Origin of the sequence: Inquilinus ginsengisoli, from assembly GCF_031453975.1 — a bacterium.
GTDB lineage: Bacteria > Pseudomonadota > Alphaproteobacteria > DSM-16000 > Inquilinaceae > Inquilinus > Inquilinus ginsengisoli_A.
The window spans coordinates 349,502-364,397 of sequence record NZ_JAVDPW010000005.1 but is presented as its reverse complement, the minus strand read 5'-3'; the positions used below and the strand labels follow the sequence as shown (position 1 = coordinate 364,397).

The window sequence follows — 14,896 nt, the reverse complement described above, 5'->3', positions numbered from 1 at the left end:
TCCCGTTGTCATTTCAGCCCGGTGGTCGCGATCCCCTCGATCAGCCGTCGCTGAAAGATCAGGAACACGACGAAGAGGGGCACCAGCGACAGCAGTGACATCGCCAGCATCGGCCCCCAGGCCGATACGCCGGTCGACGCCATGAACAGCCGCAGCCCCTGCGGGACGGTATAGGATGCCATGTCGGTCAGGTAGACCAGCGGCGTCAGAAAATCCTCATAGGTCCAGATGAAGGAGAAGACGGCGGTGGTGACCAGGGCGGGGGTCAAGAGAGGCAGGATGATCGACCGGTAGATCCGGAACGGGCCGGCGCCGTCGATCGCGGCGGCCTCGTCCAGCTCGCGCGGGATGCCGCGGATGAACTGGACCATCAGGAAGATGAAGAACGCGTCGGCGGCCAGGAACTTCGGTACGATCAGCGGCAGGATGGTGTTCACCCAGCCGAGGTTGAAGAACAGGATGTATTGCGGGATCAGCGTCGCGTGCAGCGGCAGCATGATGGTGGCGAGCATCAGCGCGAACAGGGTGCGCTTGAACCGGAAGTTCAGCCGCGCGAAGGCGTAGGCGACCAGGCTGCAGGCCATGACGTTGCCGATCACCGCCAGCCCCGAGATGACGAAGGAGTTGCGGAAGAACACGCCGAACGGCAGCGCCGCGCCGCGCCAGCCGTCGCTGTAGTTCTGCGGCCGCAGCTTCGCCGGCCACAGCCCCGGATCCGAGAAGATCAGGTTGGACGGCTTGAGCGAGCTGCTGGCCAGCCACAGCAGCGGATAGATCATGACCACGGCGCCGGCGATCAGCGCCAGGTGCATCATGATGCGCTTGGGCCGCACATCGACGAGCCAGAACGGCATTCCCTGGGTCCCTGCGGCCATGGTCATCCCCCTCCGGCGCGGATCATCGCTCGTCGCCGTAATGCACCCAGTACCGGGCGGACATGAAGGCGATCGCGGTCGCGGTCGCGATGATGCCGACCAGGACCCAGGCCATCGCCGAGGCGTAGCCCATCTGGAAATTGGTGAAGCCCTGCTCGTAGAGGTAGAGCGTGTAGAACAGCGTCGAATCCGCCGGCCCGCCGGTGCCGTTGCTGATGATGAAGGACGGCGTGAATGCCTGGAACGCGCCGATCATCTGCATGATGAAGTTGAACAGGATGATCGGCGTCAGCAGCGGCAGCGTGATCCGGACGAATTTGGTGACCGGCCCTGCCCCGTCGACCGCCGCGGCGTCGTAGAGGTCCTGCGGGATCTGCTTCAGCCCGGCGAGGAAGATGATCATCGGCGACCCGAACTGCCACACCGCCAGGCTGACCAGGGTGTAGAGGGCGTAGTCGGGGTTGGAGATCCAGCTCGGCCCGTCGATGCCGAACCACAGCAGGATCTGGTTGATCAGCCCGTCATAGCTGAAGATCTGGCGCCACATGATGGCCACCGCGACGCTGCCGCCCAGCAGTGAAGGCAGGTAGTAGATGCCGCGGTAGAGGCCGAGGCCGGCGATGCCGCGGTTCAGCATCACCGCCACCGCCAGCGCGAAGGCCAGCTTCAGCGGCACCGACAGGAAGACATAGGTGAAGGTGACCTTCACCGCCTGGACGTAGCGCGGGTCTTCGAACAGCAGCCGGCGGTAGTTCTCCAGCCCGGCCCAGACCGGCGCGTTGAACAGATCGTAGGTGGTGAAGGACAGGTACAGCGAGGCGAGGATCGGCCCGAGGGTCAGGCAGACCACCCCGAGGATCCAGGGCGACAGGAACAGGAAGGCCGCGCCGTTCTGTTCGGCCGTCATGCCGATGCCGCGCCGCGCCCGGCGCCGCTTCGCGGCCCCGGGCGATGCGGCGGCCGGCGCCGCGGCGGAGATGGTCTGATGCCCGTCCACCGGCCCGCCCCTCACGCGATCGTCGGGATGCGGCGCGTCACAGCCGCGCCTTGGCTTCGCCGATGAACTGGTCCGCGGCCTCCTGCGGCTTCATCTTGCCAAAGGCCACCGCCTCGTTGGCGCGCCGCAGCATGCCCGACATGCCGGTGATGCCGGGATAGCGCGGCGGCGCCGGGTTCTGCTGCAGCAGGTCGATATAGGCGATGATGGTGCGGTCGGCGTCGGTGCCTTCGGTCGCCAGCGCGGCGCGGCCGGCCTTCGACGCCGGCACCATGCCGCTGCCGCGGTAGTAGAGCTCGATGCCCGCGGGCTCGAAATGGATGAACCGGATGATGTCGATGATCCGGTCCTTGTGCGGCGACTTCGACCAGATCCCGGTGGAGTTGCCGGCATAGGTGTAGTGGTGCTGGCCCAGCGAGCCGCCCTTGAAGCCGTTCGGCAGCATGTGCAGCACCAGCGGATCCGTGGTCAGCGCCTGCAGGCCAACGAAGCTGTCAGTCAGCGAGATGAACATCGCCGCCCGCCCGGCGATCAGGCCGGTCAGGCTGGGGTCGTCGCCGGTCGACAGCGCCTGCACGTCGCCGGGGGGAATGCCGCCGGCGTCGCGCAGGCGGGCCCAGTAGGCGAACCATTCGGCGAGGTCCTCGCGGGCGAAGCCGAACTGCCGCTCGGGCGTGAACATCGACTTGCCCATGCCGCGCAGGAAGACGTCGCAGGGGATGTAGTTCGACCCCGCATCCTCCAGCCCCCAGAAGCGCGGGCCCTTGGCCTTGGTGACCGCCACCGCGGTCTCGGCCAGCTGCTCCCAGGTCCACATCTGGTCGGGCAGGGGAATGCCCGTATCGGTGAAGATCGAGGCCTTCACCGTGATCGCCGGGGCGATGCAGTCATTGGGGATGGCGTAGAGCTTGCCGCCCAGGGTGCCGGCCTTGATCGCCCCATCGACATAGTCGGACAGGTTGAGCGGGTTCGGGATGTAGGCGTTCAGCGGGTCGAGCACGCCGCGCCGGGCGTATTCGCCCAGCAGGTCGACATTCACGCTGAACATGTCGGGCGCGTTGCCGCCCGCGGCCTCGGTCGCCAGCTTGTCGGTGAAGGCCCCGAAATTGGTGAATTCCGGGACGATCTCCACCCCCGGATTGCGGTCGGTGTAGGCCTTCAGGGTCGCGAGGGTCTGGGTCAGCTGTTCCTGCGATTCGACGTAGCCGCCGAAGCGGATGCGGGCCGGGGCCTGGGCCAGGGCGCCGGCGCGGGGCAGCAGGCCGGCCAGCGCCAGCCCTCCCATCGCGGTACCACCCCGCAGCAGGACGTCGCGTCGGTTCACCATCCTTGCCATCTCGGTGTCCTCCCATGAGTGGTGAGGCGCCTGCCGCGCCTTTCGTGACGGCAGGTCGCGATGCGCCTGCGTCCATTCTTGGTGTTCTTAGTGCAACGTAACACCAGCGACGCTGCGAGTGTCAACCCGCAGATTTTGGCAGCCTTATCCGAAGGGCCTATTCAGCCATTTGACACGGCCGCCACGCTGGCGCTATTGCTGATAAAACGTTGCACAAGAGCGGCCGTTGCCAGAGCGGCCGTCGGGGATCGGTGGACATCGTGGCGAGCATTCATGACGTGGCGCGGGTGGCGGGCGTGTCGGCGAGCACGGTCTCCAACGTGCTCAACGGCCGTCACGAGCGCATGCAGGCTGAGACCAAGGCCCGCGTCCTGCGCGCCATCGAGGAGCTGGGCTACACCCCGAACGCCCTGGCCCAGCAGTTCAAATCCGGCCGCAACCGCACCATCGGGCTGATCGTGCCGTCGGTCGCCAACCCGTTCTGGGGCGCGCTGGCCCACCGGGTCGAGCGCGCGGCGACGGCGCTGGGCTACAAGGTCCTGTTCTGCAACGCCGAGCGCGACCCGCAGCTGGAGACCCGTTATGCCGAGACGCTGCTCGCCTCCGGCGTGCGCGGCGTCATCTTCAGCTCCTCGCCGCTGTCCTTCGACCATCTCAGCCACCTGACCCGGCGCGGCCTGGTGGTCGCCGCCTTCGACCGGCGCGGCCATGGCGCCGAGGAGGTGGTGGCCTGCAGCGTCAGCATCGACAACGAGCTCGGCGGCAAGCTGGCCGGCCAGCATCTCGTCGGCCTCGGCCACCGCCGCATCGGCTTCATCTCCGGGCCGATCAAGACCTCGAGCCGGGTTGGCCGCCTGAACGGGCTGCGCGCGGCGATGGCGAAGGCCGGGCTGGAGCTGGATCCCGACCTGGTCTGGCAGGGCGCCGGCATCGGCGGCTATGGCGACACCGAAGGGCCGGAGCTCGGGCGCATCGGCATCCGCGAGCTGCTCAGCCGCGACGACCCGCCGACCGCCGTGGTCACCATCAACGACATGTATGCGATCGGCGGCTATGCCGGCGCGCGTGACCTCGGCGCCAGCATCCCGGGCGACATCTCGGTCGTCGGCTTCGACGACATCGACCTGGCCGCGGTGGTGCACCCGGCGCTGACCACGGTGCGCCAGCCGCTGGCCGCCATGGCCGAGACCGCGGTGCAGGCGCTGATCCGGGTGCTCGAGGGCACCAACGAGGGGGCGGAGCCGCATGTCAGCGCCACGCCCCAGCTGATCGTGCGGGCGTCGACGGCGCCGCCGCGCGACCGCACGCATCCGAACAACGGAGCCAGATGATGGTGGGACAGGGTTTCCTCGCCGGGCGGACGATCCTCGTCGCCGGCGCCAGCAGCGGCATGGGGCGCGCGACCGCGCTGGCCGTGGCGCGGGAGGGCGGCGCGCTGCTGCTGCTCGGCCGCGACCGCGCGCGGCTGGACGCGGTCGCGGCCGAGATCCGCGGCATCGCGCCGGACCGGCCGGCCGCCGTCATCGCGGTGGACGCCGCCGACGCGGCCGCGCTGGAGGCGGCGCTGGCCCCGCGTGGCGACGCGCTGTCCGGGCTGGACATCGTCGTCAACTCGGTCGGCACCAACATCGTCGGCCGCGCCTTCGGCGAGCTGACGCCCGATAGCTGGGCCGGCATGGTGGACGCCAACCTCAACGCCGCCTTCAACCTCACCCGGGCGGTGGTGCCCGGCATGCGGGCCCGCCGGCAGGGTCTGATCATCCACATCTCCTCGGTGGCCGCGCGCAAGGCCGATCGCTCCGGCGCCGCCTACCAGGCGACCAAGGCCGGGGTGGTGGCGCTGACCCATGCGGTGATGGAGGAGGAGCGCGAGAACGGCCTGCGCCTGACCGCGATCCTGCCGGGCATGACCGACACGCCGCTGCTCGACAAGCGGCCGGTGCCGGTGCCGGCGGAAAGCCGCCGGGCCGCGCTGCAGCCCGACGACGTCGCCGCCGCCTGCCTGTTCGTGATGGGCCTGCCGGCCCGCGCCCATGTCGCCGAAATCGTGCTGCAGCCCAGCCGCAGCTGACCGTCCCCAAAAGAGGGACGAGCACCACACACGGAGAGGAATGCCGATGTCGACCGCCGGTCGAACCCATTCAGGAGACTCGCGGCCGGTGGTCGCCCTGCTGCTGACCCCGGAGATGCGGGTACAGATGATCCCGCCCGCGGCGGAGGAGAAGCTGGCCGCGGTCGCCACGGTGCGCGCCCCGGCCGCCGGCGAACTGACGCCCGCCAACCTGGTCCAGCTGCTCGACGGCGCCGGCGCGGCGCTGACCGGCTGGGGCACGCCGCCGATCGGCGACGACGTGCTGGCCGCGCGGCCGGAGCTCGGGCTGGTCGCCCATTCCGCCGGCAGCGTCCGCCGCCTGGTGCCGCCCGCGGCGATCGAGAGCGGCCGCCTGCAGGTGACCCATGCCGCGGTGCATATCGCCGAATCCGTGGCCGAGTTCGTGATCGCGCAGACCCTGTCGATCCTGCGTGAGCCGCACCGCCACGATGCCGGCATGAAGGCCAACGAAGGCTGGCTCGACCTGCGGGCGCGGCATCTCGGCCGGCTGCTGGGCGAACAGACCGTCGGTCTCGTCGGCGCCGGCTATGTCGGGCGGCTGGTGATCAAGCTGTTCCGGGCCTTCGGCTCGCGCGTCCTGGTGTTCGACCCCTTCCTGTCGGCGGAGAAGGCAGCGGAACTCGGCGTCGAGCGCGCCGGCCTCGACGAGCTGCTGGGCGCCTGCGACATCGTCTCGCTGCATGCGCCGGCGCTGCCGGAGACCCGGCACATGATCGGCGCGGCACAGCTGGCGCGGCTGCGCGATGGCAGCCTGTTCATCAACACCAGCCGCCCTTCGCTGGTCGACGAGGCGGCGCTGCTGGCCGCCCTGCGCACCGGCCGGTTCCAGGCGGCGCTCGATGTCTTCGACCAGGAGCCGCTGCCGGCCGACAGCCCGTTCCGGACGCTGCCGAATGTCGTGCTGTCGCCGCACGCCGCCGGCCACACCGCGGATTCGCACAAGCGCCAGGGGGCGACCACGGTCGACGAGATCTGCCGCTTCCTCGCCGGCGAACCGCTGCGCCACCCGGTGACGCCCGCGATGCTCGCGACCATGGCTTGAGAGAAGGACCCAGACATGAGCTTCCAGGACAAGGTCGTGCTCGTCACCGGCGGGGCCTCCGGGATCGGCGGCGCGACCACGCGCGCCTTCGCCAAGGCCGGCGCCAAGGTGGCCTTCACCTACGCCACCAGCCGGGACGAGGCCGATGCCATCGTGCAGGAGTTCGCCGCGGAGGGCGTGAAAGGCCTCGCCCTGCAGGCCGATGTCACCCGTCCCGAGGCGGTGACCGAGGTCTTCGCCCGGGTCGAACGCGATCTCGGGCCGGTCGACATCCTGTTCGCCAATGCCGGCGGCCTGCTGAAGCGCAGCCGCTGCGTCGACACCAGTCTCGAGCTGTGGCAGCAGGCGATCGCCATCAACCTGACCAGCACCTTCCTGTGCTGCCAAGCCGCCCTGCGGTCGATGGAGCCGCGCCGTTCGGGCGCCATCGTCACCATGTCGTCGCTGGCGGCGTTCGACGGCGGCGGCTTCGGCGCCGCCCACTATGCGGCGACCAAGGGGGCGGTGGCGACCTTCACCCGCAGCCTGGCCAAGGAGGTCGGGCCGCTGGGCATCCGCGTCAACGGCGTCGCGCCCGGCCTGATCGGCACGCGCTTCCACGACACCTTCAACACCCCGGAAGGCCGCGCCGCCGCCGTGGAGAAGACGCCGCTGCGCCGCGAGGGGACGCCGCAGGACGTGGCGGACGCCGTGCTGTACCTCGCCTCGGACCACGCCTCCTACCTGGCCGGCGAGATTATGCAGATCAATGGCGGGGTCGGGTTCTGAGTGACGGCGAAGGAGGCGGAGGGGGCAGGGCGTTCCCGGACGAGGCGTCGCCCGCAGGCGCTGCCTCGTCCGATAGACCGGCCTGGTCCCTGCGATCAGACCCTGGGATCGCCGCGGCCATAGAGGTCGCGCTCGCGGGCGATCTCCTCCGGGGTATAGGCCGGGGCCGCGGGGTCGTATTGCCGCCATCCGGACGAGCGGTAGGCCTCTCCGCGAGCCTCGGCGTCGACCGCTCCATGATCCAGCAGAATGCGCTCGATCTCGCGGGCCCGCGCCTCATCCACCTGGACCGTCAGGACGGTGCCGCCGCGGCGCACGCCCTCGGCGTAGACATGGGCGGCACCCTCGTCGACGCCGGCATGCGTCATGGCCCCCATCAGTCCGCCCGCTGCGCCACCGGCGACCGCGCCGACCGCCGCGCCGGCAACGGTGGCGGCCAACCAACCGGCGGCGACGATGGGGCCGACGCCGGGGATGGCCATGATGCCGAGTCCGGTCAGGAGCCCGGCCCCGCCGCCGAGGACGGTGCCGATTCCAGCGCCCGTGCCAGCCCCTGCCCCCGCGTTTGAGGGGCCATCGGCGTCGTCATCGTCGACATTGTTGACGATAAGGCCGATGTCATCCCGCGGCACGCCGAGGGACTCGATGTCCCGGCGGGCCTCGGCGGCGTCTTCGCGGCGATCGAACAGCCCCGTGATGGCGATGCGTGCCATTGATCTTCTCCTTGAATGATCCGCCGGCGGCGGATGGTTTTGCAACGGGGCGCGGCCTACTCGGCGGCGATGTTGCCCTGATAATCGAGGCCGACCTTGACGCTCTTGGCGTCCTTGGACGCCGTCGCCCACCACACCCCGTCCACGTCCTTGGTCAGCGCGGTGACGCTGGTGAAACCGAAGCCCTCGAGCCTGGATTTCGCCTGGGCTTCGGTGAAGCTGTTGGCGCCTTTCTTAAGTTCGCCGGGCGACGCCAGGACAACGCCCTGCTTCGCCTCCATCGTGGTGTCCGTCGTGGCGCCAGTGGCGGGCGCGGTCGTCGTCTGGGCCGTGGCCGCCACGCCGGACGTGGCGGAAAGGATCGCGGCAAGGATCGCTGTGCGGATCATCTTCAATCTCCGGAAGGAACATCTATGCAAAGAAAATGAGGGCAACGACCGTTCGGTTCCGTCTGGTAAATAAATTACGCAGCTCCTTAAAGTTAACTTTTGATGTATCACGAAGATATTCAGTCCGGCCGCACCGCATCGCTGCGCCTTGGATTGAATTCGCATTATTTCTTCTGACGTCAGGCGCAACAGCGGAACGAATTAAGGTCGGCACACATTGCCTTGATACTGGCAATCATGGAGACTCGACATGGACAAGGATCGCATCGCAGGCGCCGCCAAGCAGGCCAAGGGCGCCGTGAAGGATGCCGCGGGCAAGGTGACCGGCGACCGCAACCTTCAGGCCGACGGCAAGGCCGACAAGGTCGAAGGCAAGGTGCAGAAGGAAGTCGGCAAGGCCAAGGATGCCGTTCGGGACGCCGTCAAGCGATAGGGCGCGGCGCGGAGGTCCATCCTCCGATCCTATCCCTGCATTGAAGATCGGGCTCGCCATCACATCCCGATGGCGAGCCCGCTCTCATGGCCTTTGCTGCCAAGTCAGATCGACTTGACCTCGCCGCCATCCATCCGCAGTGCCGAACCGGTCATCCAGCGCGCTCCGGGGGACACCAGGAAGGCCATCAGCTCGGCGATCTCCTCCGGCTCCCCGTAGCGGGCGATGCCGGCCTCCTTCGGGAAGGCGGCGGTCGCCTGCTCGACGGTCATGCCGTGCAGCGGCGCCCAGTGCTGGAGATACGATTGCCGGCGGCCGGTCATGACCGGGCCCGGCAGCACGCTGTTGACCTGGACGCCATCGGCGATGCCGCGATCGGAGAACGCCTTGGCCATCGCCACGATGGCGGCGTTGATGGTGCCGACCGCGGCATAGGGCGCCTTCGGGAACTCGGCGGAGTTGCCGGACATCAGCACGACGGACCCGCCGGCCTCCCTCAACGCCGGCCAGGCCGCGATGGTCAGCCGGCGCGCGCCGTGGAGCTTGAGCGCCAGGCCGCCTTCCCACTGCTCATCGGTCATCTCAAACAGATCGACCTGCGGCACCGCCCCGGCGATGTTCAGCAGCGCGTCGATCCGGCCGAAGGCCGCCAGGCTGCTGGCGACGACGTCCTGCGCGACCGGCGCCTCGGCGAGGTCCGCATCGATCACCAGCGGTTCGGCGCCGGCGGATTTCACCTCCACCGCCACCTCCTCCAGCTTCGCCTGATTGCGGGCGACCAGCACGATCGCGGAGAAATCCCGGGCCAGGCGGATGGCGGTGGCACGGCCGATGCCCTGGCTGGCACCAGTCACGATGGCGACTGACATGGTCATGGCGCTGCTCCGTGGCTTAATTGTTTGACCGACCGTTCAATGAATGACGCGCGGTGTGTCGGTTCAGGGAGCGAGGAAGACCCGGATCGCGTCGGCGATCTCGCGGGCATGCGTCTCCAGCGCGAAATGCCCGGTGTCGAAGAAGCGGATCTCGGCGTCCGGGATGTCGCGCCTGAAGGCCTCGGCGCCGGGTGGCAGGAAGAACGGGTCGTTCTTGCCCCACACCGCCAGCAGCGGCGGCCGGTGGGTGCGGAAATAGGCCTGGAAGTCCGGGTAGAGCGCGACGTTGCTGGCGTAGTCGAGGAACAGGTCGAGCTGCACCTCATCGGCGCCAGGCCGGGCCAGGTAGAAATCGTCGAGCGAGGAGCCGTCCGGGGACACCAACGTCTCGTCGGCCACGCCATGGGTGTATTGCCAGCGAGTGGTTTCGGGGGCCAGGAACGCCCGCAGGGCGTCGCGGTTGGCGGCCGACGGCTCCTGCCAATAGGCGCGGATCGGGTTCCAGCCCTCGCTCAGCCCCTCCTCATAGGCGTTGCCGTTCTGGGTGATGATCGCGGTGATGCGGTCCGGATGCTTCGCGGCGATGCGGAAGCCCGTCGGCGCGCCGTAATCGAACACGTAGACCGCGAAGCGGTTGAGTCCGACCACCTCGGTGAAGCGATCGATCACGCCGGCGATATGGTCGAAGGTGTAGGCAAACTCGCTCCGGGACGGCATGTCCGACCGGCCGAAGCCCGGCAGGTCGGGCGCGACGATGTGGAAGCGGTCGGCCAGCAACGGGATCAGGTCCCGGAACATGTGGCTGGAGCTGGGGAAGCCGTGCAGCAGCAGCAGCTTGGGGGCGGCGGGCGAGCCGGCCTCGCGGTAGAAGACATTGATGCCCTCGACATCGGCCTTGCGGTATCGGATCTGGGTCATGGCGAAGTCTCCGTGGAATGGGCCGGCTGTGGGACCGACCGAGTTTTTGATAACCAATTAAGACGAGACATTGAGGTTATGTAGATACGCCGGGGCCATCAGGCCGTGGCCCGGGCGGCGTCGGCGATGACGCCCAGGACGATCTCGGGGGCGGTGACCATGGGGCTGTGGTCGACCGGGGCGGCGAGGATCTGCGCGCCCATCCGCGTCGCCATGAAGCGCTGCGTCTCCGCCACGATCATCCGGTCCTCCTCCGCCACCAGGAACCAGCTCGGCCGGTCCCGCCACAGCGGCCGGCCGGCCGGGGTGCTGATGCACGGCACGGCGATCGGCCGCTGCACGGCGGCCAACAGCGCCTGCTCCTCAACCGCGGCGTCCTGCGCGAAGGCCGCGGCGAACGCGCCTTCGGGCAGCCAGATCAACCCATGGTCATCGGGTGCCAGCTTCGGCGCCTGTGGATGCGGCTCGGCGCGATAGAACACGTCCGCGACCGTCTCGCCCTCATCCGGGGCCAGCGCCGCGATATAGACCAGCGACCGGACCTTCTCATTGCGCGTCCCGGCGATGACAGCGCCGGCATAGGCATGCGCCACCAGCACGACCGGACCGTCGATCCGCTCCAGCGTCCGGTCGAGCGCCGTCACGTCATCGTCCAGGGACGTCAGCGGCAGGGGCGCCGCATGCACCGTGAAGCCCTGCTGCTGCAGCGGGCCGATCACCCGGGCCCAGGACGAGCCGTCCGCCCAGGCCCCGTGAACCAGCACGATCGTCGGAGTGTTGCGCGACATGATGCCTCCTGAATGCGGTAATGTAACCGTTTCAACTCGATTAATGAGGTTACTATCGCCACGAAGATAACTTGTCAATGCCTCTCTGTGAGGTTACGTAGGGAGGGCAACGCTGCTTCTGCCGAGGTCGACCCCATGGGCCATCATCACCCCCCTGCGATGTTCCTCGCCGACGCGCTCGGCCTGGATTTCCTGAACTCGATCGCGACGCCGGTGGACACGCCGATCGAATGGCTCGATGACGGCGACGGGCTGCTGTCGTGGCTGGCGCAGGCGAAGCTGGTTCCGGCTGCCACGCTGGCGGCGCTGCGGGCCCAGGCGATGCCGGGGGAACTCGACAGCGTGGCGGCGCAGGCGCGCGGCCTGCGGGAATGGTTCAGGGGGTTCGTCAACGACCGCAAGGGCCGGCCCCTGACGGCGGATGCCCTGGACGACCTCCTGCCGCTGAACCGGATGCTGGAGCGCGACGAGGAATTCGATCAGATCGCCTTGCGGGGCGAGGGCGCTTCACAAGGGCTGGCGGTCCTGCGGTCCCGACGGTGGCGGTCGCCGGACTCGCTGCTGCTGCCGATCGCCCAGGCGATGGCGGCGTTCGTCTGTGACGAGGACTTCACCCACGTCAAGGCGTGCGAAGGGCCGGCCTGCACCCTGATGTTCGCCGACCACACGCGCGGCCATGGCCGCCGCTGGTGCAGCATGGCGATCTGCGGCAACCGGGCGAAGCAGGCCGCGCACCGGAACCGGCTGAGATCGCTGCCCAAAGGATCGATATAGGATCGGATGGCGATGACGGCGCCAGGCTGACAGGCGCCGCCCCCCGCGAAATGCGCCGCCTCAAGCCGGCGGTGGTGCGAGCGCAACCTCGCGGCGGAGGCGCCCGGCCGACATCGCCGCTTCGATGCAGGCGATGATGTGGCGGCCATAGGCGCCATCGACCGCAACCGGCGCGTCGCCGCGGATCGCCGCGGCCATGGCCTGCCATTCGCGTTCGACCGCGCGCAGCATCCAGTCGGGATCGAGGGAGTTCGGGACCGGCGTCCAGGCGCCGCCCCGCCCGACCGAGACGCCGCGGTCGAAATCCAGGCGCATCGTGCCGGCCTCGCAGACCAGGTCCAGGGCGAAACCGACGCCGCCGTCGCGATAGCCGACGCTGGACACCTGCCCGGCCCGCCCATCGGCGAAGCGCAGCAGCATGAGCGCGGTGTCGTCGGCCTCCTGGTCGTGGAAGAAGGTGCCGGCGAGCGCGGAGACGCCCTCGACCTCGCCGCCCATCAGCCAGACGAGCCGGTCGAGGGCGTGGATCCCGGCGGTCAGCAGCATGCCGCCGCCGGTCTTCGATGAGAGATGCCAGGGCCGCCGGTTCGCTTCCATCCACAGCTTGATCATCGAGCTGCTGCCCAGGACCGGCCGGCCGATGTCGCCGCGTTCGAGGATCTCCCGGCCGACGAGGCAAGGGAGCGCGAAATGCATGAGGTGGCCGACCATCAGGCGCACGCCGGCCCTGGCCACCGCCGTATTGATCGCGTCGCATTCGGCGACGGTGGGCGCCATCGGCTTTTCGAGCAGGATGTGCTTGCCGGCGCCGGCCGCGGCGATCGCCATCTCGGCGTGGAACTGGTGCGGCGTCGCGATCACCACCGCATCGACCGCGGGATCGTCGAGCACCGCCTGCCAGTGGCCATGGGCGTTGCCGCCATGCTGCCGCGCGAAGGCCCGGGCGGCGTCGATGTCCTGGCGGCAGACGGCCGCCACGCGCACATCCGGCACGGCGCCGATCGCCTGGGCATGGACCGCGCCGAAGAACCCGGCCCCGATGATCCCGACTCCAATCACGCCTTTGCCTCCTCATAGGCCCGGTCGATCAGCCGCATCGCCCGCCAATACTCCACGATCCCGACCGCTGGGGCCGCGCCGTGCGCCAGGCGGTCCAGCGTGTCGGCCATGAAGGCCTTGTACCGGTCCGCCGGCGGGATCGGGGTGAGATCGCGCACCCGCCCGTCGTCGAGGGTCGCCACGCGGAAGGTGTCGCCCCGGTCGACGAGATAGGCATTCCGCGCCGAGACGCGCCACTCGAAATCGCCGCCCGCCGCCATCGAGGCGAAGGTGTAGCCGGCCTCGACCGTGGCGATCATGCCGTCCGCCGCCCTCAGGGTCACGACCGCATACTCCTCGACCGCCTCGCCATGGAGGTGCCGGTCGATGCACGCGGAGACGACGGCGAGTTCGGCCCCGCCGGCGAGGGCGAGTGCCGCGTCGATGCCGTGGATGCCGAGATTGCGCAGCGCCCCGCCGCCGCCGATCGCCGGATCGAGCACCCAGGGCACGCCCTCCGCGCGATAGCGTTGGGGCGGGCCGTTCACGATCCGGAACTGGGCGTGCGAGACCGGGCCGAGCCGGCCGGCGCTTCGCAGATCCGCCATCTCCCGCCAGATCGGGCCGCAGCGGTTCGGCAGCGGAACCGCGACGAAGAGCCCCGTCTGCCGCGCCATCTCGACCAGGGGCTCCAGCGCGGCCGTCGAGGCCGCAGCCGGCTTCTCCAGCACGATCGGCAGGCCTGCCGCCATGCAGGCCAGAGCGAGGTCCGGCACTTGGTCCGGGCGGCCCATGACGACGACGAGGTCGGGCCTCGCCGCGATCAGCGCCTCGCGATCGGATTGCAAGGGAAGGCCATGGTCGGCGGCAAAGCGGGCCGCGGTGGCGGCACACGGATCCCAGGCGGCGACGACATCGGCGCCGGCCGCGCGGGCTGCGTCCAGATGCATCTGCGCATGCCAGTGGCCGACGCCCGCCAGCGCTACCCGAGCCATGCCTCCGCCCTTCCCTCTGTTATGGCCTTGACAGATATCCTACAAGTCAGCAAGCATCAAGCTGGGTCGATGTGGCGAGGCGGAATGGTCGGATGGAGCCCCAGATGAAGGCGATCAAGCCGCTGTCCCGGCCGCCGCTGCTGCATGTGACGGTGCAGGAGAGCCTGAAGAGCTACATCGACGACAACGAGCTGAGCCCCGGCGCGCCGCTGCCACCGGAGGGATTCCTGGCGCAGCAGCTGGGGGTCAGCCGCAACTCCGTGCGCGAGGCGATCAAGGCACTGGAATCGCTCGGCATCCTGGAGACGCGGCGCGGCATCGGCGTGTTCGTGAAGGCGTTCTCGTTCGAGCCGCTGCTGGCCAACCTGGCCTATGGCCTGGGCGGCGCGCTGCGCGAGGTGGCGGAGGTGCTGGAGATCCGGCGGGTGCTGGAGGTCGGCTTGATCGGCAAGACCATCCAACTCATAGGGGCGGAGGATCTCGCCGAGCTGAAGGACACGGTCGAGCGCATGCGGCGGCGGGCCGAGCGCAACGAGACCTTCGCGGAGGAGGACCAGCAGTTCCACACCCTGCTGTTCCGCTGCCAGAACAACCGCATGCTGACCGGACTGATCGACGTGTTCTGGATGGCCTTCTACAAGGCGTCCGACTTCGTGAACCTGACCAACGCCGACCCGATGGTCACCTGGCAGGACCATTACGACATCTACGCCGCGATCGAGGCGCGCGACGAGGCCGCCGCCCGCAGCCGGCTGGACCAGCACTATGACGGCATCGCCCGCCTGCTCGCGACCAGCACGGGCGCGAAGGCGCAAGACTGAAGTCAAAAAAACGGGGAGGAT

At 69.1% G+C, this 14,896-nt stretch carries 17 protein-coding genes; 7 read left to right on the top strand and 10 right to left on the bottom strand.

The features are described 5' to 3' along the window. Nucleotides 1-8 precede the first annotated feature (8 nt). Genes E9232_RS16170 through E9232_RS16160 form a run of 3 tightly spaced genes read right to left on the bottom strand, consistent with a single transcriptional unit; the run spans nucleotide 9 to nucleotide 3,199 of the window. Nucleotides 9-875: a carbohydrate ABC transporter permease gene (locus E9232_RS16170; protein WP_309795370.1), complete on the bottom strand. Its 867-nt coding sequence runs from the start codon at nucleotides 873-875 to the stop codon at nucleotides 9-11. Between the two features lie 22 nt (nucleotides 876-897). Continuing rightward, nucleotides 898-1,872 (bottom strand): carbohydrate ABC transporter permease, encoded by a 975-nt coding sequence (locus E9232_RS16165; protein WP_309795368.1) that lies wholly within the window; start codon nucleotides 1,870-1,872, stop codon nucleotides 898-900. A 37-nt stretch (nucleotides 1,873-1,909) separates the two neighbouring features. Further along, on the bottom strand, nucleotides 1,910-3,199 hold the full coding sequence (locus E9232_RS16160) for an ABC transporter substrate-binding protein (RefSeq protein ID WP_309795366.1): 1,290 nt from the start codon (nucleotides 3,197-3,199) through the stop codon (nucleotides 1,910-1,912). 269 nt (nucleotides 3,200-3,468) lie between these two features. Between E9232_RS16160 and E9232_RS16155 the strand changes: the two genes are divergently transcribed. The 4 genes from E9232_RS16155 to E9232_RS16140 all read left to right on the top strand — a co-directional run bounded on the left by E9232_RS16155 (nucleotide 3,469) and on the right by E9232_RS16140 (nucleotide 7,131). Continuing rightward, nucleotides 3,469-4,539, top strand: a complete 1,071-nt coding sequence (locus tag E9232_RS16155; RefSeq protein WP_309795364.1) for a LacI family DNA-binding transcriptional regulator — start codon at nucleotides 3,469-3,471, stop codon at nucleotides 4,537-4,539. After that, nucleotides 4,539-5,279: an SDR family oxidoreductase gene (locus tag E9232_RS16150; RefSeq protein ID WP_309795362.1), complete on the top strand. Its 741-nt coding sequence runs from the start codon at nucleotides 4,539-4,541 to the stop codon at nucleotides 5,277-5,279. The genes E9232_RS16155 and E9232_RS16150 overlap by 1 nt, the downstream gene beginning before the upstream one ends. An 88-nt stretch (nucleotides 5,280-5,367) precedes the next feature. After that, nucleotides 5,368-6,363 carry a hydroxyacid dehydrogenase gene (locus E9232_RS16145; RefSeq protein ID WP_309795361.1) on the top strand — a complete coding sequence of 332 codons (996 nt, stop codon included), beginning with the start codon at nucleotides 5,368-5,370 and terminating at the stop codon, nucleotides 6,361-6,363. A gap of 15 nt (nucleotides 6,364-6,378) precedes the next feature. Continuing rightward, a complete protein-coding gene (locus tag E9232_RS16140; protein WP_309795359.1) occupies nucleotides 6,379-7,131 on the top strand; it encodes an SDR family NAD(P)-dependent oxidoreductase in 753 nt (250 codons plus the stop codon). A 95-nt stretch (nucleotides 7,132-7,226) separates the two neighbouring features. Here E9232_RS16140 and E9232_RS16135 read toward each other — a convergent pair whose 3' ends face one another. Both E9232_RS16135 and E9232_RS16130 read right to left on the bottom strand, forming a co-directional pair. Then, nucleotides 7,227-7,844 (bottom strand): hypothetical protein, encoded by a 618-nt coding sequence (locus E9232_RS16135; RefSeq protein ID WP_309795357.1) that lies wholly within the window; start codon nucleotides 7,842-7,844, stop codon nucleotides 7,227-7,229. A 56-nt stretch (nucleotides 7,845-7,900) separates the two neighbouring features. Next, the gene (locus tag E9232_RS16130; RefSeq protein ID WP_309795355.1) at nucleotides 7,901-8,233 is read right to left on the bottom strand and encodes a hypothetical protein; all 333 of its coding nucleotides are present in this window, start codon (nucleotides 8,231-8,233) and stop codon (nucleotides 7,901-7,903) included. A gap of 250 nt (nucleotides 8,234-8,483) precedes the next feature. Here E9232_RS16130 and E9232_RS16125 point away from each other — a divergent pair, with 250 nt between their 5' ends. Next, nucleotides 8,484-8,666 (top strand): CsbD family protein, encoded by a 183-nt coding sequence (locus tag E9232_RS16125; RefSeq protein WP_309795353.1) that lies wholly within the window; start codon nucleotides 8,484-8,486, stop codon nucleotides 8,664-8,666. Between the two features lie 104 nt (nucleotides 8,667-8,770). Here the strand turns inward: E9232_RS16125 and E9232_RS16120 are convergent, their stop codons facing one another. The 3 genes from E9232_RS16120 to E9232_RS16110 form a co-directional block, all read right to left on the bottom strand. After that, nucleotides 8,771-9,541 (bottom strand): SDR family oxidoreductase, encoded by a 771-nt coding sequence (locus tag E9232_RS16120; protein WP_309795352.1) that lies wholly within the window; start codon nucleotides 9,539-9,541, stop codon nucleotides 8,771-8,773. A gap of 63 nt (nucleotides 9,542-9,604) precedes the next feature. Beyond that, complete coding sequence (locus E9232_RS16115; RefSeq protein WP_309795351.1) at nucleotides 9,605-10,459, bottom strand: alpha/beta fold hydrolase; 855 nt, start codon at nucleotides 10,457-10,459, stop codon at nucleotides 9,605-9,607. Nucleotides 10,460-10,557: 98 nt separating this feature from the next. Next, nucleotides 10,558-11,247, bottom strand: coding sequence for an alpha/beta fold hydrolase (locus tag E9232_RS16110; protein ID WP_309795349.1), 690 nt, complete (start codon nucleotides 11,245-11,247; stop codon nucleotides 10,558-10,560). A gap of 135 nt (nucleotides 11,248-11,382) precedes the next feature. On the opposite strand from E9232_RS16110, the gene E9232_RS16105 reads away from it, so the two are divergent. Continuing rightward, complete coding sequence (locus tag E9232_RS16105; RefSeq protein ID WP_309795347.1) at nucleotides 11,383-12,021, top strand: CGNR zinc finger domain-containing protein; 639 nt, start codon at nucleotides 11,383-11,385, stop codon at nucleotides 12,019-12,021. A gap of 60 nt (nucleotides 12,022-12,081) precedes the next feature. On the opposite strand, the gene E9232_RS16100 is transcribed toward E9232_RS16105, so the two are convergent. Both E9232_RS16100 and E9232_RS16095 read right to left on the bottom strand, forming a co-directional pair. Then, nucleotides 12,082-13,080, bottom strand: a complete 999-nt coding sequence (locus E9232_RS16100; protein ID WP_309795346.1) for a Gfo/Idh/MocA family protein — start codon at nucleotides 13,078-13,080, stop codon at nucleotides 12,082-12,084. Beyond that, nucleotides 13,077-14,054 (bottom strand): Gfo/Idh/MocA family protein, encoded by a 978-nt coding sequence (locus tag E9232_RS16095; protein WP_309795344.1) that lies wholly within the window; start codon nucleotides 14,052-14,054, stop codon nucleotides 13,077-13,079. Before E9232_RS16095 ends, E9232_RS16100 begins: the two co-directional genes overlap by 4 nt. 104 nt (nucleotides 14,055-14,158) lie before the next feature. On the opposite strand from E9232_RS16095, the gene E9232_RS16090 reads away from it, so the two are divergent. After that, entirely contained in the window at nucleotides 14,159-14,875 is a 717-nt protein-coding gene (locus E9232_RS16090; protein WP_309795343.1) for a FadR/GntR family transcriptional regulator, read from the top strand. The last annotated feature ends 21 nt before the right edge of the window (nucleotides 14,876-14,896 follow it).